Annotated in this window: 18 protein-coding genes; 14 read left to right on the forward strand and 4 right to left on the reverse strand. The window is 70.3% G+C overall.

Going from position 1 to position 20,166, the window contains the following annotated elements; translation table 11 throughout:
* Window positions 1-6 precede the first annotated feature (6 nt).
* The 9 genes from ACFT9I_RS00075 to ACFT9I_RS00115 all read left to right on the forward strand — a co-directional run bounded on the left by ACFT9I_RS00075 (window position 7) and on the right by ACFT9I_RS00115 (window position 12,020).
* On the forward strand, window positions 7-1,023 hold the full coding sequence (locus ACFT9I_RS00075; protein WP_382558712.1) for a hydroxyacid dehydrogenase: 1,017 nt from the start codon (window positions 7-9) through the stop codon (window positions 1,021-1,023).
* Window positions 1,024-1,148: 125 nt separating this feature from the next.
* Window positions 1,149-2,126: an ABC transporter permease gene (locus ACFT9I_RS00080; RefSeq protein WP_382558714.1), complete on the forward strand. Its 978-nt coding sequence runs from the start codon at window positions 1,149-1,151 to the stop codon at window positions 2,124-2,126.
* Window positions 2,123-3,064 (forward strand): carbohydrate ABC transporter permease, encoded by a 942-nt coding sequence (locus ACFT9I_RS00085; protein WP_382558716.1) that lies wholly within the window; start codon window positions 2,123-2,125, stop codon window positions 3,062-3,064. Before ACFT9I_RS00080 ends, ACFT9I_RS00085 begins: the two co-directional genes overlap by 4 nt.
* A gap of 8 nt (window positions 3,065-3,072) precedes the next feature.
* Complete coding sequence (locus ACFT9I_RS00090) at window positions 3,073-4,704, forward strand: ABC transporter substrate-binding protein (protein WP_382558718.1); 1,632 nt, start codon at window positions 3,073-3,075, stop codon at window positions 4,702-4,704.
* 26 nt (window positions 4,705-4,730) lie between these two features.
* Complete coding sequence (locus tag ACFT9I_RS00095) at window positions 4,731-6,746, forward strand: DUF2264 domain-containing protein (RefSeq protein ID WP_382558720.1); 2,016 nt, start codon at window positions 4,731-4,733, stop codon at window positions 6,744-6,746.
* A complete protein-coding gene (locus ACFT9I_RS00100) occupies window positions 6,739-9,861 on the forward strand; it encodes an alpha-mannosidase (protein ID WP_382558722.1) in 3,123 nt (1,040 codons plus the stop codon). Before ACFT9I_RS00095 ends, ACFT9I_RS00100 begins: the two co-directional genes overlap by 8 nt.
* A gap of 229 nt (window positions 9,862-10,090) precedes the next feature.
* Entirely contained in the window at window positions 10,091-11,239 is a 1,149-nt protein-coding gene (locus ACFT9I_RS00105; protein WP_382559584.1) for an ROK family transcriptional regulator, read from the forward strand.
* A gap of 80 nt (window positions 11,240-11,319) precedes the next feature.
* Window positions 11,320-11,472, forward strand: a complete 153-nt coding sequence (locus ACFT9I_RS00110) for a hypothetical protein (protein ID WP_382558724.1) — start codon at window positions 11,320-11,322, stop codon at window positions 11,470-11,472.
* Between the two features lie 14 nt (window positions 11,473-11,486).
* Window positions 11,487-12,020, forward strand: a complete 534-nt coding sequence (locus tag ACFT9I_RS00115) for a hypothetical protein (RefSeq protein WP_382558726.1) — start codon at window positions 11,487-11,489, stop codon at window positions 12,018-12,020.
* Window positions 12,021-12,124: 104 nt separating this feature from the next.
* On the opposite strand, the gene ACFT9I_RS00120 is transcribed toward ACFT9I_RS00115, so the two are convergent.
* A complete protein-coding gene (locus ACFT9I_RS00120) occupies window positions 12,125-12,571 on the reverse strand; it encodes a TetR-like C-terminal domain-containing protein (protein WP_382558728.1) in 447 nt (148 codons plus the stop codon).
* Window positions 12,572-12,590: 19 nt separating this feature from the next.
* Here ACFT9I_RS00120 and ACFT9I_RS00125 point away from each other — a divergent pair, with 19 nt between their 5' ends.
* Window positions 12,591-12,857 (forward strand): hypothetical protein, encoded by a 267-nt coding sequence (locus ACFT9I_RS00125; protein ID WP_382558730.1) that lies wholly within the window; start codon window positions 12,591-12,593, stop codon window positions 12,855-12,857.
* A 52-nt stretch (window positions 12,858-12,909) separates the two neighbouring features.
* On the opposite strand, the gene ACFT9I_RS00130 is transcribed toward ACFT9I_RS00125, so the two are convergent.
* The 3 genes from ACFT9I_RS00130 to ACFT9I_RS00140 all read right to left on the reverse strand — a co-directional run bounded on the left by ACFT9I_RS00130 (window position 12,910) and on the right by ACFT9I_RS00140 (window position 15,637).
* Window positions 12,910-13,845 (reverse strand): aldo/keto reductase family oxidoreductase, encoded by a 936-nt coding sequence (locus ACFT9I_RS00130; RefSeq protein ID WP_382558732.1) that lies wholly within the window; start codon window positions 13,843-13,845, stop codon window positions 12,910-12,912.
* A gap of 217 nt (window positions 13,846-14,062) precedes the next feature.
* Entirely contained in the window at window positions 14,063-15,001 is a 939-nt protein-coding gene (locus tag ACFT9I_RS00135) for a serine hydrolase (RefSeq protein WP_382558734.1), read from the reverse strand.
* Between the two features lie 24 nt (window positions 15,002-15,025).
* Entirely contained in the window at window positions 15,026-15,637 is a 612-nt protein-coding gene (locus ACFT9I_RS00140; protein WP_382558736.1) for a hypothetical protein, read from the reverse strand.
* A gap of 263 nt (window positions 15,638-15,900) precedes the next feature.
* Here ACFT9I_RS00140 and ACFT9I_RS00145 point away from each other — a divergent pair, with 263 nt between their 5' ends.
* From ACFT9I_RS00145 to ACFT9I_RS00160, 4 genes are all read left to right on the forward strand, one after another.
* Entirely contained in the window at window positions 15,901-17,202 is a 1,302-nt protein-coding gene (locus tag ACFT9I_RS00145; RefSeq protein WP_382558738.1) for an efflux RND transporter periplasmic adaptor subunit, read from the forward strand.
* The gene (locus ACFT9I_RS00150; RefSeq protein WP_382558740.1) at window positions 17,199-18,182 is read left to right on the forward strand and encodes an ABC transporter ATP-binding protein; all 984 of its coding nucleotides are present in this window, start codon (window positions 17,199-17,201) and stop codon (window positions 18,180-18,182) included. The genes ACFT9I_RS00145 and ACFT9I_RS00150 overlap by 4 nt, the downstream gene beginning before the upstream one ends.
* Window positions 18,179-19,387 carry an ABC transporter permease gene (locus ACFT9I_RS00155; protein WP_382558742.1) on the forward strand — a complete coding sequence of 403 codons (1,209 nt, stop codon included), beginning with the start codon at window positions 18,179-18,181 and terminating at the stop codon, window positions 19,385-19,387. The genes ACFT9I_RS00150 and ACFT9I_RS00155 overlap by 4 nt, the downstream gene beginning before the upstream one ends.
* Before the next feature lie 114 nt (window positions 19,388-19,501).
* Entirely contained in the window at window positions 19,502-20,164 is a 663-nt protein-coding gene (locus ACFT9I_RS00160; protein ID WP_382558744.1) for a hypothetical protein, read from the forward strand.
* Window positions 20,165-20,166: the final 2 nt, after the last annotated feature.

Raw genomic sequence — 20,166 nt, forward strand, 5'->3', positions numbered from 1 at the left:
CTTCGTATGACAGCCGGAACCGAACCCCCCGACCGTCCCAGGGCGGTGTGCGTCATGAACCCCGGCACCGCCGATCTCGTGCTCGCCGACGACCAGCGCGCCCGGCTCTCCGCACTGGTGCGGCTCGCCCCCGACCTTTCCGGAGCCGATCTCGGAACCGGTCCGGGAGCCGCGCTCGCCGACGCGGAGATCCTGGTCAGCGGCTGGGGGTGCCCCCGTCTCACGGCCGACGTCCTGGCGGGAGCGCCCCAGCTGCGGGCCGTGATCCACGCCGCCGGCACCGTCAAGCCGATCGTCAGCGAGGCGGTCTGGGAACGCGGGATCGTCGTGTCGTCGGCTGCCGACGCCAACGCGGGTCCCGTCGCCTCGTACACCGTCGCCCTCATCACGCTCGCCGCGCGCCGCACGCTGACGACGGCGGCCGGTTACGCCGACGGCTGGCCGGACTTCGCCGACCGCTCGGGCGCCGACGGGCTGACGGTCGGGATCATCGGCGCCTCACGCATCGGGCGCCGGGTCATCGCCGAACTGGGCAGGTCCGACGCGGGTTTCCGGGTGCTGCTGAGCGATCCGTACGTCACGGACGAGGAGGCGCGCCGACTCGGCGCCGAGCGGGTCGAACTCGCCGATCTCTGCGCGCGGTCGGCGGTGGTCAGCGTCCACGCCCCGCTGCTGCCCCAGACCACGGGTCTGCTCGACGCCGCGATGCTCGCGCTCATTCCCGACCGGGGCGCGCTCATCAACACCGCTCGGGGCGCCATCGTCGACACGGACGCGCTGACGGCCGAATGCGCCTCCGGCCGGCTGGAGGCGTACCTCGATGTGACGACCCCTGAACCCCTGCCGCCCGGCCATCCTCTGCTGTCCCTGCCGAATGTGCTGGTCACCCCGCACATAGCCGGCACACAGGGAAGCGAGGTACGACGGCTCGGGCGGTACGCGGTCGCCGAGGTCGCCCGGTGGGTGGCCGGCGAGCCGCTGCTCGGCGAGGTCACCCGCGAGGCACTCCCCCGCCTGGCCTGACGGGCACATACGCCGGAACGGACAAGACGGACAAGGAGGCCGGACCGCCGATCGAACTTCCGCATGACTTGCCAACCCCGGGAGTGGCCGAAGACGCCCGCCTTCCGGTGAAAGGGCTCCACATCATGACAACGCTTGACCAACCCGCCGCCCGCCCGGCCGAGAAGGCCGGGCCGGCGGACAAGGGCCGACTGCGACGGCTGCGTCCGCACCGCCGCCGAGACATGGCCCTGTTCTGGTTCCTGATACCGGGCATCGTGGTGCTGCTCCTCTTCCACTACATCCCGCTGCTGGGCAACGTCATCGCCTTCCAGGACTACCAGCCCTACATCGGTATCCTGCACAGCCCCTGGAGCGGGCTCGACAACTTCGACGTCATCTTCAACGGCGACCAGCAGTTCCTCCACGCACTGGTCAACACTCTCCAACTGACGCTGATCCAGGTCGTGTTCGTGTTCCCCGCGCCCATCCTCCTGGCCCTCGCGCTGAACAGCCTGGTCAGTGAGCGCGTCAAGAAGTGGGTGCAGAACGTCCTGTACCTGCCGCACTTCCTGTCCTGGGTGGTCGTCGTCTCCCTCTTCCAGCAGATGCTCGGCAACGACGGCATGCTCAATCTGTTCCTGAGCGCCCACGACATGGGCAGCTGGAACGTCATCGGCAACCCCGAGACGTTCAAGGCCCTGCTGACCTCCCAGGTCATCTGGAAGGACACCGGCTGGGGCACGATCCTCTTCCTGGCCGCCCTGTCCCGCGTCGACCACAACCTCTACGAGGCCGCCGCCATGGACGGCGCCAGCCGCTGGCGGCAGACCTGGCACGTCACGCTGCCCGCCCTGCGCGGCCTGGTGATCCTGCTGCTCATCCTGCGCCTCGGCGACGCCCTGTCCGTCGGCTTCGAGCAGATCCTGCTCCAGCAGCAGGGGGTCGGCCTGGAGAACAGCGAAGTCATGGACACCTACGTCTTCAACCACGGTCTGATCGGTGGGGACTGGGGTGTGAGTGCCGCCGTCGGGCTCGTCAAGGGCATCGTCGGGGTCGCCCTGGTCCTGGGCGCCAACAAGATCGCCCATCTGTTCGGCGAGGAAGGTGTGTACCGCTCATGACAACGTTGTCTCCCGCGCACCCCGTACGTCGCAGGCCGCGCAAGTCCTACAGCGCGATCCCCGGGGAGACCCCCGGGTCCCTGCCGTGGCGCACCCTCAAATCGCTGATTCTGCTGGTGTGCGTGATCGCGGTCGTCCTGCCCTTCTTCGCGATCATCGCGACGTCGCTGGCCGACGCCGAGCAGGTCAACAAGGCCGGCGGCTATGTGCTGTGGCCCGACGACATCACGTTCTCGTCCTACCGGGCCCTGCTCTCCGGCGGCCTGGTGTCCAAGGCCATGCTCGTCAGCATCGGCGTCACCGTCGTCGGCACCGCCCTCAGCCTCGTCAGCTCCATCATGCTGGCGTACGGACTCAGCCGGCCAGGATCGTTCGGGCACAAGCCCGTGCTCATGCTGCTGCTGATGTCCATGCTGTTCGCGCCGGGCATCATCCCCAGCTATCTGATGGTCAAGCAACTCGGCATGATCAACAGCTACTGGTCGCTGATCCTGCCGACCATGATCAACGCGTTCAACGTGATCGTGCTGCGCTCCTTCTTCATGAATCTGCCCAAGGAACTCATCGACGCGGCCCGTATCGACGGCGCGTCGGAACTGAAGATCCTCACGAAGATCGTGCTCCCCCTCTCCAAGGCGTCCGTCGCCGTCATCGGTCTCTTCTACGCGGTGACGTACTGGAACGCGTTCTTCAACGCCCTGCTGTACATCAACGACGCGGCGAAGTGGCCCATGCAGCTGGTACTGCGGTCCTACGTCGTCAACAACGCGGCACTCAGCGGCGGCCAGATCGACGTCGCGGCCGGTGCGCCGATCCCACCGGCCCAGTCGCTGCAGGCCGCGATCCTGGTGCTGTCGATCGTGCCCATCGTGATCGTCTACCCCTTCCTGCAGCGGCACATGAACAAGGGCGTAATGGTCGGAGCGGTGAAGGGATGAAAACCGTCATGAACACAGGAATGAACCGCCGCGGTTTCCTCGCCTCCGCCGCCGGTGTCGCGGCCGGGCTGACCCTGGCCGGCTGCGGGGACTACAAGCCCGCCACGGCCCGTGACGCCAACGCGAAGGCCCAACTGCCCACGTACATCCCGTACAAGGGCGCGCCGACCTCGATGCCCGCCACCGCGGACGGCGTCGCCGCGGGATATCTGCACTACCCCGCCGACCCCGTCAAGGCCTTCCCCGACGGCCCGCCCGCCAAGGGCGACGCCATCGACATCATGACGCTGATCTTCAACCCGGTGCCCCCGCCGGTGGACGACAACGTCATGTGGCAGGCCCTCAACAAGAGCCTCGGCTGCGACATCAACTTCCAGATCACGCCTGTCCAGGACTACCCGAACAAGTTCGCCGTGACCATCGCCGGGGGCGATCTGCCCGACGCGATGCTGATGCTGCCCCCGGACCAGAACTCCGCCGCCACGCCGGACATGCTGGACGCCCTCTTCGAGGATCTCTCCGAGCATCTGGCCGGCGACAACATCCGGGACTACCCGTATCTCGCCAACATCCCCACCGCCTCCTGGGCCCCCTGCGTCCGCAACGGCGGGATCTACGCGCTCCCGATGCCCCGCCCCCTGTCCGGCGGCCCTCCGACGTACATCCGGCTCGATCTGATCGACAAGCTGGGGCTCGACCCGCATCCGAAAAGCTGGCGTGAGTTCGCCCAGCTGTGCAAGGACGTGACGGACCCGAAGAGCAACCGGTACGCCATGAGCGACCCCGTCACCGCGTGGAACTTCGTGATGCAGATGCTGAAGGCCCCCAACAAGTGGCAGCAGAAAGGGGGCAAGTTCACCTGGATGTACGAGACCGAGGAGGCCAAGCAGGCCATGGACGCGGTCCGCCAGCTCACCAAGGGCGGCCTCATGCACCCGGACGCCTACAGCGTCCTCGGCAAGCACAAGGAGTGGTTCGGCACCGGCCGCACCGTCATGAACCCCGACGCGCCGGTCGCGTGGAACGACTACTACACCCTGTACGGCGCGGGCACCAAGGGCTTCGAGATCGGCTACATGATGGCGCCCGGCTGGGACGGCGGCGACGGCGGGCAGTGGCAGGGCTCGGCCAACTTCGCCACGCTCATCATCAAGAAGGCCCCCAAGGCCCGGATCAAGCAGATCCTGCGCGCCATGAACGCCCTCGCCTCCCCCTTCGGGACCGACGGATACCTGCTGCGCAAGTACGGCGTCCAGGGCCCCGGCCACACCCTGAAGGGAAGCGACCCGGTCCTCACCGCACAGGGCCAGTCCGAGGTCTACCTGCCCACCATCTTCGCCACCGACACGCCGGGAGCCCTCTACTACCCGACGAAGCCGGAGATCGTACCGGACCAGTACGCCTTCCAGAAGGAAGCCGTCCAGCGGCTGATCCCGAACGACGCCGAGCCCCTGTACTCGCCGACCGACTCCAAGATGTCCAAGCTCCTCCAGACGACGATCGACGACACCCGCAAGGGCGTCATGCAGGGCCGGGTCCCGCTCAGCGAGTGGGACGACGTCATGAAGCACTGGCGCAAGGAGGCCGGCGACAAGATTCGCGCCGAGTTCGAACAGGCATGGGAGACCCGCGCGTCATGAACCCGCATCTCACGAACCCGCACCCCATGAATCGAACCCCCGCCGAGGACCGCGCCCACTGGGAGCGGACGGCCGACCGGCTGCTGCTCGCCGTACGGCCGTACGCCACCGACAAGCACGCCCTGATCCAGTTGCCCGGCACCCCGAGCCACAACGGCGCACACAGCGACGGACTCGAAGGCTTCGCCCGCACCTTCCTGCTGGCGGGCTTCCGGCTGGCGGGAGCGGGCGGAGCCGACCCGCACGACCTCGCCGACTGGTACGCGCGGGGGCTGGCCGCCGGCACCGACCCGTCGAGCCCGGAACGGTGGCCCACCTTCGCCGAGCGCAACCAGGCCAAGGTCGAAGCCGCCTCCATCGCGCTCGCTCTGCACGAGACACGGCCCTGGATCTGGGACCGCCTCGACGACCGCGTCAGGAGCCAGGTACTCGACTGGCTCGCCCCGATGGTCGGCGACCCGATGCCCGGCAACAACTGGGTCTGGTTCCAGGGCGTCACCGAGGCGTTCGCCCGCACCGCCGGCGGGCAGTGGCGCCAGCAGGACCTCGACCGCGTCATCGCCCTGACCGACGGCTGGTACGCGGGCGACGGCTGGTACTCCGACGGGCTCACCGGTGGCGAACGCCGCAACTTCGACCACTACAACGGCTGGGCCATGCATCTGTACCCGCTCTGGTTCTGCCGCATCCTCGGCGACGCGGCGCCCGCCGGACTGCTCGACCGCTACCGCGACAGGCTGCGCCGCTTCCTGGCGGACCAGCGGCTCCTGGTCGGGGCCAACGGCTCGCCGCTGATCCAGGGCCGCTCGCTCACCTACCGGCACGCGGCGCTCGCGTCCGTGTGGGCCGGCGCGCTGTTCGACGCCACACCGCTGGCGCCCGGCGAGACCCGCGCGGTCGCCAGTCGCATGCTCGACCACTTCACCGACCACGGCGCCACCGACGACCAGGACCTGCTCACCCTCGGCTGGCACCGGCCCTTCCGCGGGGTGCTCCAGGTCTACTCGGGGCCCGCGTCGCCGTACTGGGCGAGCAAGGGCTTCATCGGCCTCGCACTGCCGCCGCACCACCCCGTCTGGACACAGGAGTTGACCCCGCTCGCCGTCGAACAGGGCGACTTCACACGTACGTTGGCCGCTCCCGGCTGGCTCGTCTCCGGCACCGCGTCCGACGGTGTCGTACGCGTCGTCAACCACGGCGGCGACCACGCCGATCCGGCCCGCCCGCACGCGGACGACCCCTGCTACGCGCGGTTCGCCTACTCGACGCACACCGCGCCCGAGACACGCGGCGACCCCACCGCAGGCGCCGCCGCCCGCTTGGACGCCGACCCGCTCGACAACGCGGTCGTCCTGCTGGACGCGGCGGGGCGCGCCTCCCACCGGCGTCCGGCGACCAGGATCTCCGTGGACGGCGCGACGGCCGTCTCGCGTTCTCGCGCGCACTGGCCCGAGGACACGACATGGGATCCGTTCGGCGGTCCCGACACCCGGTACACGCCGGGCCCTTGGCTCACCGTCGGTTCCGCGTTGCGCGGGTCGGTCGAGGTACGGGCCGTACGCGTCGACGGCGATCCCGGGGCCGGACATGTGCTGCGTATCGGCGGCTGGGCGCTCGCGGTCGATCCGGGGGCCGCATCCGTAACCGCATCCGCGCACACACCCGTGCCCGGCCCGGTCGACGGTGAGACCGCGCGGGTCGAGGGCGACGGCGGCCTTGTCTCCGTCGTCGTCGGCGCGCGGGGCCTCCCGAGCGCCTCCGTCGTGACCGGCACCGACAGCAACGCCCTGGGCGCCGCGTCCGCCACCCCCGTCGTGGCGACCGAGGGACCCGCCGTCCACGGCACCGTTCACATCGCCCTCGTCCACCTCGGCGGCACCGACCCCACCGCCCTGCCCCAGGTCACCACCCGCGCCGATGGCACCACCCTGCTCGTGGACGTGACCTGGCCGGACGGCGCGCGGGACACCGTACGGCTCCCCGCTCCCGACCCCGAGTCCCCCGCCGCGTACGGCCTTCGGAAGGACCAGCACCGTGCATGACGACCGCCGGATCATCGAGACGCGGATCCGCAAGCTCCTCGACCGGGTGATCCGCCCGGCCCTCTACAGCTCCGTACGCCCCCTCACGCTGAGCGTCTGGCACGTCGACGGCGAACCCGTCCCCGTGGCCGACGCCCTGGGCGCCGAGTACGAGCCCTTCACCCTCGGCACCACCTGGGGCGGCCCCTGGGCGACGACCTGGATGCGGGCGAGCGCGGACATTCCCGAGGAGTGGTCGGGGCGCCGGGTCGAGGCCGTGTTCGATCTCGGGTTCGATCTGACCAAGGGGCCCGGCGGTCAGGCCGAGGGCCTGGTCCACGACGACCGGGGCGCGCCGCTCCAGGGCCTGCATCCGTACAGCCGTACCGTGCTCCTCGCCGACTCCGCCACCGGCGGCGACCGGGTCGACCTGCTGATCGAGCTGGCCGCCAACCCGCCCATCGTCGCCAGCGCCGGCCTGCACATCCACCACGGCTCGCCGGAGACCGCGGGCTCGGAGCACATCTACCGGCTCGAACAGGCCGAGATCGCGGTGCGCGAGGACGACGTGTGGCACCTCATCCACGACATCGAGGTGCTCGACGAGCTGATGCACGAGTTGCCTGTCGGCTCCTCCCGACGCCACGAGATCCTCCACGCCCTGCGCCGGGCCGCCGACGCGATCGTCGCGAGCGATGTGGCGAACACCGCGGCGGAGGCGCGGCGCCGGCTCGCCGACGTACTGTCCCGGCCCGCGCACGCCTCGGCGCACACGCTCTCGGCGGTCGGCCACGCGCATATCGACTCGGCGTGGCTGTGGCCGGTCCGGGAGACCGTCCGCAAGTGCGCGCGTACGTTCACCAACATGACCACGCTGGCCGAGGAGTACCCCGAGCTGGTCTTCGCGTGCTCCTCGGCGCAGCAGTACGCGTGGATGAAGGAACAGCGTCCCGAGATCTTCGCCCGTATGAAGAAGGCGGCGGCCGACGGTAACTGGGCGCCGGTGGGCGGCATGTGGGTGGAGGCCGACGGCAATCTCCCCGGCGGTGAGGCACTGGCCCGCCAACTCGTGTACGGACGGCGCTTCTTCGCGGAAGAGTTCGGCATCGAGCAGCACGGCGTGTGGCTGCCCGACTCGTTCGGCTACACCGCCGCCTATCCCCAACTGGCCAAGCTGGCCGGGGCCCGGTGGTTCCTCACCCAGAAGCTCTCCTGGAACGAGACGAACAAGCTCCCGCACCACACCTTCGACTGGGAGGGCATCGACGGGACCCGTATCTTCACCCACTTCCCGCCCGTCGACAGCTACAACGCGTCCCTCACGGCGGCCGAACTCGCCCACGCCGAAGACAACTTCGCGGACAAGGGCGTGGCGACCCGCTCGCTGGTCCCCTTCGGTTACGGCGACGGCGGTGGCGGCCCCACCCGTTCGATGCTGGAGAAGGCCCGTCGGCTGCGCGACCTCGAAGGCTCGCCCAAGGTCGTGGTCGAGGCGCCCGACGCGTTCTTCGCGGCGGCTCGCGCCGAGCGCGATCAACTCCCCGTATGGCGCGGCGAGTTGTATCTGGAGAACCATCGCGGCACCTACACGAGCCAGGCCCGCACCAAGCGCGGCAACCGGCGGAGCGAGGCGTTGCTTCGGGAGGCCGAACTGTGGGCCGCCACCGCCGCCGTCCAGGCCGAAGCGCCCTACCCGTACGAGGAGTTGGAATCGCTGTGGCGGCGAGTCCTGCTCAACCAGTTCCACGACATCCTGCCCGGCTCGTCCATCGCCTGGGTGCACCGGCAGGCGGAGCGCGAGTACGCGGAGATCCAGGGCGAGTTGGAAACCCTGATCGCCGAGGCGGTCGGGCAGCTGCCCGGGGGTCCCGCGTTCCTCAACGCCGGACCGTACGCGCGCCGCGAGGTCGCCGTCGTCGCCGATGACACGGTCGCCGGCGGGCAGCGCCTGTCGGACGGGCGTACGGCGGTCCTCGCCGAGGCCGGGGCGCTCGCCTCCGGCGGGACGGTGGACGCGCCCCGGGGAGCTGTCACCGCCCGTGCCCAGGACGGTGGTTTCGTCCTCGACAACGGGGTGCTGACCGTCGTCGTGGACCGGCGCGGCCTGCTCACCTCGGTCTACGACCACGCGGCGCGGCGGGAGGCGATCGCTCCCGGCGCCGCGGGCAATCTCCTCCAGCTCCACCCCGACGACCCGAATCTGTGGTCGGCGTGGAACATCGACTCGTACTACCGCGACACGGTGCGCGACCTGGACGAGGCCGAGTCGGTGACGCTCGTGGACGAGGGACCGCTGCTGGCGTCGGTACGGGTCGAGCGCGCCCACGGAGCCTCCCGGTTCGTCCAGCACATCGAGATCACCGCCGAGAGCCGGCAGGTGAGCGTCCGCAACGACATCGACTGGCAGGAGCGCGACACCGTACTGAAGGCGGCATGGCCGCTCGACGTGCACGCGGAACGGGAGAGCGCCGAGATCCAGTTCGGTCATGTGCAGCGGCCCACCCACGAGAACACGAGCTGGGACGCGGCACGCTTCGAACTGTGGGCGCACCGCTGGGTGCACGTCGGCGAGCGGCACTGGGGCGCCGCCCTGCTCAACGACTCCACCTACGGGCACGACGTCCGCCGCGACACCCGGGACGGCGGCGGGACCACCACGACGGTGCGGCTCTCCCTGCTCCGGTCCCCGCACAGCCCCGACCCGCAGGCCGACCGCGGCCGGCACAGCTTCAGCTACGCGCTGCTGGCCGGGGCGGGCATCGAGGAGGCGATCGCCGGAGGCTACGCGCTGAACCTGCCCCTGCGCCCCGCCCCGGCCGACGCCCGGCCGCTGGTCGGGATCGACACCACCGATGTGGTGGTGGAGTCGGTGAAACTCGCGGACGACCGTAGCGGCGACATCGTCGTACGACTCTACGAGGCGTGCGGCGGAGCGGTCTCGGCGCGTCTGTCCGCGGGCTTTCCCCTCGCCGCCGCCTTCGACTGCAACCTGTTGGAGCAGCCGGAGCGGGAGGCGGCACGCGCGTCCGGCGACGGGTCCGTGGACCTCAGGTTCCGACCCTTCCAGATCCGCACCCTGCGTCTGCGTCCCGCGCCCGCGCCCGCGCCTCGCGGTGGATCGGGGGAGGTCACCTGATCCGTCGTTGATCCGCCTTTGATCCGCCGGGCGGCCGCACGGTCCGTCCCGCGCACCCGCCCACGTCGTACCATTCCATCGATCAGTTGCCTCCGGAGCGGCGGCGCAACACGGCCGTCGCTCGCCCGAGGCTGGGAGAGGCACGTTGACCACCAACACGGCGAGACCCGAGAAGAACCCTGTGAGAGCCGAGAAGCGCACGATCCGGCGCGGCACCAATCTGCCGCGCATGGGGGACTTCAACGAGTCCGTGATTCTCGACGCGATCCGCAGGCACCCGGCGGGCCTGAGCCGGGTCGAACTCGCGCAGGCCACCGGCCTCTCCGCGCAGACCGTCTCGAACATCACACGCCGGCTGCTCGACCAGGGCGTGGCCCGTGAATCGGGGAAGCAGAACACCGGTAGCGGGAAGCCCCGCACCCTCCTCGAAATCGTCCCGACGTCTCGCTACGCCGTGGGAGTCCACCTCGACCCCGCCGTGATCACCTGCGTCCTGGTGGATCTTCTCGGCACGGTCGTGGGCCATCGCAGCCAGCGCACCCCGAGCGCCGGTGACACCGACGGGACGGTCGCGGACATGGCCGCCTCGGTGCGCTCGCTCGTGGCGGAGTCGGGGATCGACGAGGCACGGGTGCTGGGCCTGGGCATCGCCGCGCCGGGCCCCATAGACGCGTCAGCCGGCTGGGTGGTCGATCCTCCGGAGTTGCCCGGCTGGGGCCGCTACCCGCTGCGCGACCGGCTCAGCGAGGCGACCGGACTCCCGGCGCTCCTCGACAAGGACGTCACGGCCGCGGTCGTCGCGGAGCGCTGGGCCGGTGCGGCCACCGAGAGCCGCAACCTGCTCTTCTTCTACCTCGGCACCGGCTCCGGGATGGGGCTGGTGGTGGACGACACCGTGCTGCGCGGTGTCTCCGGCAACGCGGGCGAGGTCGGCGGCCTCGGCGCGGCCTGCTCGACGCGGACGCTCGTCGACGAGGCCATCGCGCTGGGTGTTCTCGGTGCCGAGTACACGGTGCTGGACCCGGCCGACGCCCAGCACGGTCTGGAGCGGCTGGCACGGCTCGCCGCCGAGGGCGACGCACAGGCGGACGGCATCATCGAGCGCCTCGCCATCCGCATCGGCCGGGGAGTCTGCGCGGCGGGGACGCTGCTGGACGTCGACACCATCGTCTTCGGCGGACCGACGTGGCTCGTGCTCGCCCCCCGCCTTCTCGCGACGATCGAGCCGATGGTCGCGCGCTCCCCGTTCGTCAGGGCGACCCACCCGACGACGGTCGTCACCACCACACTGGGCGAGAACGTGGCCGCGGTGGGAGCGGCGTCCCTGGTCCTCGACCAGGCGCTGTCGGCCCAGCCCAGATCCTTGCTGCTGAGGTGAAGCCGCGCCGCCCGGGTGGGTGGACCAGAGATCAGGCCCCTGTCACCGGCTGGGTCCTGGTCCGGGCGTACCGGTTGACCGTGCTGGTGACAAGAGCGGCCGGCCCCTGCCATACGGATCTCCACCTGGCCGAAGGGTCCGCCGTCGGCGCCACCCTGGCCGACGCCCGTACGGTCGTGGAGATGGCCGGAGCGGGGCTCATCCGCGGATCCGCAGTCCAACGCGAGCCATGAGCGATCCTTCGTACATGGACAGCGGAGCGACCACCGGCGGCCGTTCCCGGAACTCCTTGGAGGAGGTCCGGGAACGGGCCGATCGGGCTGGTGCCGATGGCCAGGAGATGGAACACCTCCATGAGGTCGCGCTGTCCCGCGCCCAAGACGGGCGCCTCCCTGCGGAGTCGCGGAAGCAGTGGGCCAAGCTGTCGCTCCGGATCAACACCCGCATGCACGGCGACGGTCCGTGGGATCGGGCACGAATGACCGCGCACAACGGCCGGCTCCGGACGATGGTGATCGAGGAACTCGGTCCGGATCCGGACGACGCCGACTGGGACCCCGCTGCCGTCGTCTCGGACATCGTGAGTGCGGCGACCCTGACGCCGCCGCAGGCCCGTGACCTGAGCGTCCGATGGCAGGAGCGACCGATCGAGCAGATCGGTCTCCTGCGCCGAGCCAAGAACGTGACCGCCCCGCTTGAGCGGCTCCAGCATCACCTGCGGCCCGGCCCACTCCATGACCTGGCCCTGGAGTGGCTGTCCGTCCGGAAGCACCTGCCCTGAACGCATCACCACCGGCAGGGGCTTACTCGTCCGCGCCGCCGTGCCGGCCCACCCTGACCCGCCTCCTGACCGCTACCCGCACGGCCGTAGTCGGCAGCGGCCTGTCAGGAGTTCGCGGACAGTGCCTGGACCAGTCGGCGATTCGCGTCCCGCGCGGTCATTCCCCAGTCCCACTCCGTTTTGTGGAGCCGAAGGGAGACGACACCGTGCCACGCCGACCACAACAGGAGCGCGGAGGCGAAGGGCGCGTCCGGGTCGACGAGTCGCGCGAGTTCGACGATGCGCGCCTGGAGGCGGGGGCCGTGCGCGGCTCTGGTCTCCGGCAGTGCGTCATCGCTCTCGAACAGGAGTTGGTACGCCCCCGGGTGGGTGGCGCCCCAGGCGATGTACGCGTCGCCGGCGACGACCAGTTGGTTGTCGGCCTCGTCCGCCGCGTCGAGGGCCGACTCGACCGCTTCGACCAGCGAGGCGTACTCGGCGTCGAGCACCGCCGAGCGCAGGTCCGCCTCGGAACTGATGACGGTGATCAGGAAGCGTCCCGAGGTTTCCACGGAGGACTTCCGCCGGTTCATGGAACTGGAGTACGGACCGACCTATGTGGCACTCCCCCAGGTCAGGGAGTACGTGCAGTACTACCTGACGGACTTCGCGACGGACGGGGCGGAGGAGCCGATCGACGCGATCGTACGGATCGGCTTCGAGTCGGAGACGGAGATGCGCGAGGCGCTCGCGACCGAGGCGTACCAGAAGGCGCACGAACTGCGGACGGCGTACATGCGGGAGACGTCCGTCGGGATTCATTCGGCGGTTCTGGACCGCAGGGTGCAGTTGGTCTAAGGGGCGTTGCGAGCGCGCTCGTCACATTCCGGCCCTGCTCGACGGCAGGAACTCAGGGAACGAGGTGGCCCGCGGCGCGGAACAGTTCGTACCACTCGGCCCGGGTGAGTCCAAGTTCGGAGCCCTGGGCGGCGCCCGCGACGCGCTCCGGGTTGGTGGTGCCGAGCACGACCTGCATCCGGGCGGGGTGGCGGGTGATCCAGGCAGTCGCGATCGCGATGGCGGGGACGTCGTACTGGCCGGCGAGGCGGTCGATGACGGCGTTCAGCTCGGGGTAGTCCGGTGAGCCGAGGAAGACTCCCGTGAAGAAGCCGGCCTGGAAGGGCGACCACGCCTGGATGGTGATGTCGTTCAGCCGGCAGTAGTCGACGATCCCTCCGCCGTCGAGGGTGGCAGCCTGCTGCTCCGCGAGCATGTTCGCGGCGACCCCTTGGGCGATGATCGGCTCGTGCGTGATCGAGAGCTGAAGCTGGTTGGCCACGATGGGCTGACGCACGTACTTGCGCAGCAGGTCGATCTGGCGTGGGGTCTGGTTCGAGACGCCGAAGGCGCGCACCTTGCCCGAGGATTCCAGCTCGTCGAAGGCACGGGCCACCTCCTCAGGCTCGACGAGCGCGTCGGGGCGGTGCAGCAGCAGGATGTCGATGCGGTCGGTCCGCAGGGCCGCGAGTGAGGCCTCGACCGATTTGACGATGTGCTCGTACGAGAAGTCGTAGTACGGACCGTCCGTGACGATTCCCGCCTTGGTCTGGATCGTGATCTCGTCGCGCTGCGACGGGCTCAGCGCCATCGCCTCGGCGAAACGGCGTTCACAACCGTGCAGTTCGCCGCCGTAGACGTCGGCGTGGTCGACGAAGTCGATGCCCGCGTCGCGCGCGGTGCGGACGAGTTCGCGGACTTCCTCGTCCGTCTTGTCGGCGATACGCATCAGGCCGAGCACGACGTTCGGGGCGAGGATGTCGGTGCCGGGCATGGTGAAGGTCTTCACGACGGATTTCCTTTCGGATGTTCAGGTCTGCCCTGTACGAACAAGGCCACTCCGCACTTTAGGGGGCGGCGGGTCCATCAGCGGTGAGCAGCGAGTTCGAGATCGCGTCGGCATCCTCCCGCCGGACCACCACGAGGTCGCGTCCGGAGTTTCGCGCGGGGCTGGACCAACAGCGGTGGATTCCCTCTCCCGGAGTGAGCCGGCGGCACGACTTCTCTCACTGCTCCATGACGGCGGCGGTCTCCTTCGCCGCCTGCTCCACGAGGGAGATTCCGGCGTCCATCCCGGCGTTGTCCTTCGACAGCACCGCGAGCAGGCAGGGGTGGCCTCCGATGGTCACCTCGCCGATGCTGGTGATGTCCCACAGGCTCGTCACGCTGCGCTCCAGCCAGCCGTTCTTGAGACCTGTCGGGTCGCCCGCCGCGGAGACCCCCCAGTCCTGTCCGTCCGCTATCCCGCCCATCAGGTCGCGTATGTAGTCCTGCGAGGCGGCGGTGAGTTCGGACGTGTTCCCGAAGACCTGGGACAGGAGCGTCAGTTGGTCGGCGGCCGTGGTCTGGGTGAGTCCCCACAGGGGGCCGGTGCCCGCGGTCGTTCCGGTCAGGCCCAGACGCGCGTTGGCGGCGTCCAGGCCGTCCGAGCCGCCGATGATCTCCCACAGGGCGTCAGCCGCTGTGTTGTCGCTGTCGACAATCATCGGGACGGCGTACGACTTCTCCCGCTCGGTGAGGGCGCGCCCGTCGTCCTGGGCCTGGAGCAGCAGTGCCGCCAGTATGTCGATCTTGACGATGCTCGCCGTGTCGTAGGTCAGGCCCGACTTCACGTTGTACTGGGCGGCGCGGCCGTCCGAGAGGTCGAGCACGGCGACGGACAGTGTGGCCCCGCCCGTGTCCAGCGTCTTGAGCCGGTCGGTGAGCGCCTTGTTCCTGGCGTCCTCGGCCACCTGCTCGGCGTCCGGTGACGGCGACGAAGGCAGCGAGGGCGACGGCGTGGGCCGGGAGGCGGCCGCGACGGGAGCGGCGTCCTCGCTCCAGCCGTCGGCGCCGTGCGCCACCACGAACGTCGCGAGAAGAAGTACGAGCGTGATCCCGGCGAAGATCATGGCGCGGGAGCGGTTGGAAGCGGCGGCGTTCGGGGCCGCGTGGCGTGATGTCATGTCGTGCTACCAGGAACGCCGGCGTCAGGACGACGAACTCGCGCTGGGCGCGGGTTGGTCCGTCGAGTTCTGGGGGAGCAGGTCCTCGCAGGCCGTGTACGCGGCGGCGGTCGTGGTGTCGGCGGTGTTCAGGCTGTCCACGACGTTGCCCTCGGAGCCGGGTGACGCGGACGGCAGCTCGACTCCGTGGTCCTTCATACAGCTGGTGAACGCCGCGACCGCCGACGCGTCCGCGTTGGCGCCCCCGCCGCCACCACCCCCGCCGCTCTGCGGACGCACGCTCGCGCATGCCTCGTCCGCCTTCTGGAACTCCGGGTCGGCCGACTGCCCCCTGCCGAGTCCACCTCCGCCGCCGTTGCCACCACCTCCGCCGTTACCGGCAGCGCCGCTCGGCCGGTCGGTCGGCCGACCGCTGGGGCGGTCACCGGGCCGGCCGCTGGGCCGGCCGCTCGGGAGCGTGACTCCCTGCTCCTCAAGGCACTGTCGGTAGGCCTCCATGTCCTGCGCACCGCCCGACGCCGAAGAAGCAGACGACGACGCGGTGTCGGTGGAGGACGACGAACAGCCGCTCAACAGGAGAGCGCCGGCGACGACGATCGCGGCGGACACCGCGGAACAGCGAGTGGTGCGGAACATGGCCGGTTCTCCTCGGGCGAGCGGTGATGGGGCGGTGGCGGACCACCGCCGCATTACTCAACCCCGGCCGTTTAGCAGTGAGCTGTCAGTAACCCTGGAGTTCCCTGGGAACGTGAACCCGCCGTACGGGCAACAGTTGGGCTGTCTCGTACCGTTAAAGACCACTTCGTACCGGGCGACGGACGGTCCGGACGGCCGCCGCCCCAGAGAGTTCACAGAAAGCTGCCAGGGTTTCGACAGGCGGGGCGGTCAGTCTCCCTGCCATGAGAGTGCTTCCACGGCGGCGCAAGACCGTCATGACGAACCTGGTGCTCGGCGTCGCGCTCCTGGGAGCCGGCGCCGGTGCCTATGCGGCGGTCAACAGTGACGACACCGCCCCCGCCACCACGAGCGCACGTACGGTGACGGTCACCAAAGGCACCGTCCTGGCAACGGTCTCCGGCTCGGGGTCGCTCGCCTCCCCCAGTGACGCCGGCGCCGACTTCGCCACCGGCGGCACCCTGACGGAGGTGAAGGTCGAACCCGGTGACAAGGTCACCAAGGGGCAGGTGCTCGCCAAGGTCGATCCGTCATCGGCCGAGCAGAGCCTCGCCGAGCAGAAGGCGGCGCTGACCGCCGCCGAGGCGAATCTGGACAAGGCCGAGGACGGCCAGGCGGTCAGCGGTTCCGGCGGCCAGACCGATCCCGATCCCTCCCCCAGCACGACGGTCGATCCGTCCGCGGTCGCCCAGGCGGAGGCCCAGGTGGCACAGGCCGAGAACGCGGTGGAAACGGCGCAACAGGCCCTGGACGGAACGGAACTGACCGCCCCGGTCAGCGGCACGGTGGCCTCCGTGGCGGGCGCGGTCGGCCAGACCGTCTCCGGTACGAGCGGTTCCGGCACCGGCAGCGGTTCGTCGTCCTCCTCGTCCGCCACATCGACGACGACCACGTCCGCGTCGACTCCGACGGGCTTCGTCGTCATCACCAATCCCACCGGTATGCAGGTGACGGCCAACTTCTCCGAGACGGACGCGCTGAAGCTGAAGCAGGGACAGGCAGCCACGGTCACCCTGAACGCCGATGCGGAGAAGGTCCTCAACGCCAAGGTCCTCTCGGTCAGTTCGCTGTCGACCGACAGCGGCAGCACCAGTAGCGGCGGCGGTTCGGGCGGATCGAGCGGCACCGCAGTGCAGTACGCGGCCACCCTGGCCATCGACGGTTCGACCACCGGGCTGCGGTCCGGGCTGAGCGCGAACGTCCAGGTGGTCACCGGTGAGGCGTCCGACGCGCTGCATGTCACGGCCGCCGCCGTCAGCGGTACGGGCGCGAACCGCACCGTCACGGTGAAGAACGAGGACGGCACCACCGAGGTCGTCAAGGTCACCGTGGGACTTCAGGGTGACACCGACGACGAGATCACCAGCGGACTGACCGAGGGCCAGCAGGTGCAGATCGAGAGCGTCGCCTCGGCGGGCAGCGGCGGATCCCCCGGCGGCACGTTCCCCGGCGGGGGCGGCGGTGGCGGTGGCCGAGGCGGCGGCGCCGGTGGTGGCGGCGCGGCCGGCGGCGGAGGCCGGGGATGAGCCCGCGGCCACGCCGACGGCGTACGAGAGGGCCCGAACAGGCCGAGGCGACGCAGGCGACCGGGACAGCCGGGACGGCCGAGGAGACGAGCCCCTGGGGCCCGCCACCGGTCATCGAAGTGCGGTCGCTGGTGAAGAGTTACGGGGAGGGCGAAGGCGCGGTGCACGCGCTGTCCGGACCCGTGGATCCGGTCACCGGCGAACGGGCCGGTGTCGACCTGACCGTCATGCAGGGCGACCTGGTGGCCGTCATGGGCAGTTCAGGGTCCGGCAAGTCCACGCTGATGAACATCGTGGGCTGTCTGGACGTGCCGACCTCCGGCCGGTATCTGCTGGACGGCATCGATGTGGGCGGGCTGGACGAGAGCCAGCTGTCGCTGGTCCGCAACCGCAAGATCGGTTTCGTCTTCCAGTCGTTCAACCTGGTGCCGCGCACCAACGCGCTCGCCCAGGTCGAACTGCCGCTGGCCTACGCCGGGGTGAGAGCGGCGGAACGCCGCCGCCGGGCGGTGGCCGCACTCACGGTCGTGGGGCTCGGCGACCGGCTCGGCCACCGGCCCAACCAGCTCTCCGGAGGCCAGCAGCAACGCGTCGCGGTCGCCCGCGCCCTCGTCACCTCGCCGGCCATGCTGCTGGCCGACGAGCCGACCGGAAACCTCGACAGCCGCAGCACCGACGAGGTGCTCGGCATCATCGACCGGCTCAACGCCACGGGCCGCACGGTGGTAATGATCACGCACGAGGACGAGGTGGCCCGGCACGCCAAACGCGTGATCCGGCTGGTGGACGGCCAGGTCGTCGCGGACGTACGACAGGCGCCCGTCGAGGGACCGCCGCCCGCGCTGCGGGACCCCGGCGGCTTCGACCGGGCCGAGTACACCGCCCGGCCCGAGGCTCGACCAGCCGATCGGTCCGTGGCTCAACAGGCCGGTCGGCCGACCGAGTTGCTGGGCACGGCACCCGGAGGTGAGTACCGGTGAATCCCTTCGAGACTCTGCGGTTCGCGGTGGCGGGCCTGGCGGCCAACAAGGTGCGCTCCTCGCTGACCATGCTCGGCGTCCTCATCGGTGTCGCCGCGGTCATCCTGCTGCTCGCGGTCGGCAACGGCTCCTCGCAGGCGGTGAAGGACTCCATCGAGAAGCTGGGCACCAACTCGCTGACGATCTCCTCGGGCGGTTCCGGCGGCACGGGCGCCGCGACCACGATCAAGCCGCTCACCGTGGACGACGCCGAAGCCCTGGCCGACCCCGAGCAGGCACCGAGCATCAAGTCCGTCGCCCCCCAGGTCACCACCTCCCAGGCGGCGGTCTACCAGGGCACCTCGTACACCGTCGGCCAGGTCGTCGGCACCTACCCCGCGTACTTCGAGGCGTCGAACAGCAAGATCGCCAAGGGTGACTACTTCAGCAACGACGACGTCCTCGACTCCCGCAAGGTCGCGGTGATCGGCTCCACCACGGCCACCAACGTGTTCGGCACCGCGGACCCGGTCGGCAAGACCATGGTGCTCGGTGGCACACCGTTCACGGTCGTGGGTGAACTGGCCACCAAGGGCGGCACGGGATTCCAGGACCCGGACGACGTGGTGGTCGCTCCCCTGCCCACCGTGCAGAACGCGTTCAGCGGTTTCGGCTCCCTCGACCAGATCCTCGTGCAAGCCGTATCTGCCGACGCGACGACGCCGGCGCAGAGCGAGATCACCGCCGTCCTGATGGGCAGGCACGGCATCACCAACGCGAACGCGGTGGACTTCCGGGTCAGCAGCCAGACGACTCTGCTGACCACCCAGGCCGCCACCAACGACACGTTCACCGTCCTGCTCGGCGCGGTGGCCGCCATCTCGCTGCTGGTCGGCGGGATCGGCATCACCAACATCATGCTGGTGACCGTGACCGAACGGACCCGGGAGATCGGCATCCGCAAGGCGATCGGCGCCCCCAAGGGCGTCATCCTCGGCCAGTTCCTGACCGAGTCCACCCTGCTGTCGCTGATCGGCGGCGGCCTGGGGGTCGCCGTCGGGGTGCTCGGCTCCCGGTTCAGCATCGTCGGCATCGAACCGGTGATCATCCCGTCGTCCGTCTACGGCTCACTCGGGATCGCCGTGGCCATCGGCCTGTTCTTCGGCAGCTACCCGGCGAACCGGGCCGCGAGCCTGCGGCCCATCGAGGCCCTGCGGCACGAGTGACCCGGTACGGCGGCACCAATGCCCCCGTACCCCGTACGTACGACGAGACGTACGACCCGACACCACCACCCCCGCGATGACGACGATCCACCGTATGGACAGGAGTACCCGGACATGGCCCGACACCGCCACTCTGTGAAGGCTGTCGCCCCCCTCGCACCCGTCCCGGCACCGCCGGACGAGCCCGATCCCGTCGTGCCGCCCGACGCCGCGGCCGGCCCGCCGGACGACGCCGAGCAGCCCGAGGACGTACTCGCCGCCCCTCCGGACATGCGGGACATCAGTGCCGAGCTGACCGCCCCGCCCCGGCGCAAACTCCCCTGGCCCGCCCTGCTGTTGACCGCCGCGGTCGTCGCGGCGCTGGGCTTCACCGGAGGCGTGCTGGTGGAGAAGGACCAGTCGTCCGGCTCCGGCGGGGGCGGTGCCCCGGCGGGAGGGGCGGGCGGTCGCCCCGGCGGCGCCCAGGGCGGCGGCGCGGGTGCGCAGGCGCCCGCCGGCGCGAGCGGGACGACGGTCGGCACGATCAAGGTGATCGACGGCAGCACGATCTACGTCACCGACCAGCAGGGCGCGATCATCAAGGTGACCACCGGCGAGTCCACCGAGGTCAGCCGGTCCACGACCGGCGAGGTCTCCGACCTGAAGCCCGGAGAGACCGTCACCGTGCAGGGCAGCCGGAACGACTCGGGCGATGTCACCGCCACCACGGTGACCGAGGGCGGCGCCATGGGAGGGGGCCGCGGAGGCGGGCAGACCGACGCCGCTGCCGGAGGCTGAGA

The organism is Streptomyces sp. NPDC057137, assembly GCF_042670825.1.
Taxonomy (GTDB): domain Bacteria; phylum Actinomycetota; class Actinomycetes; order Streptomycetales; family Streptomycetaceae; genus Streptomyces.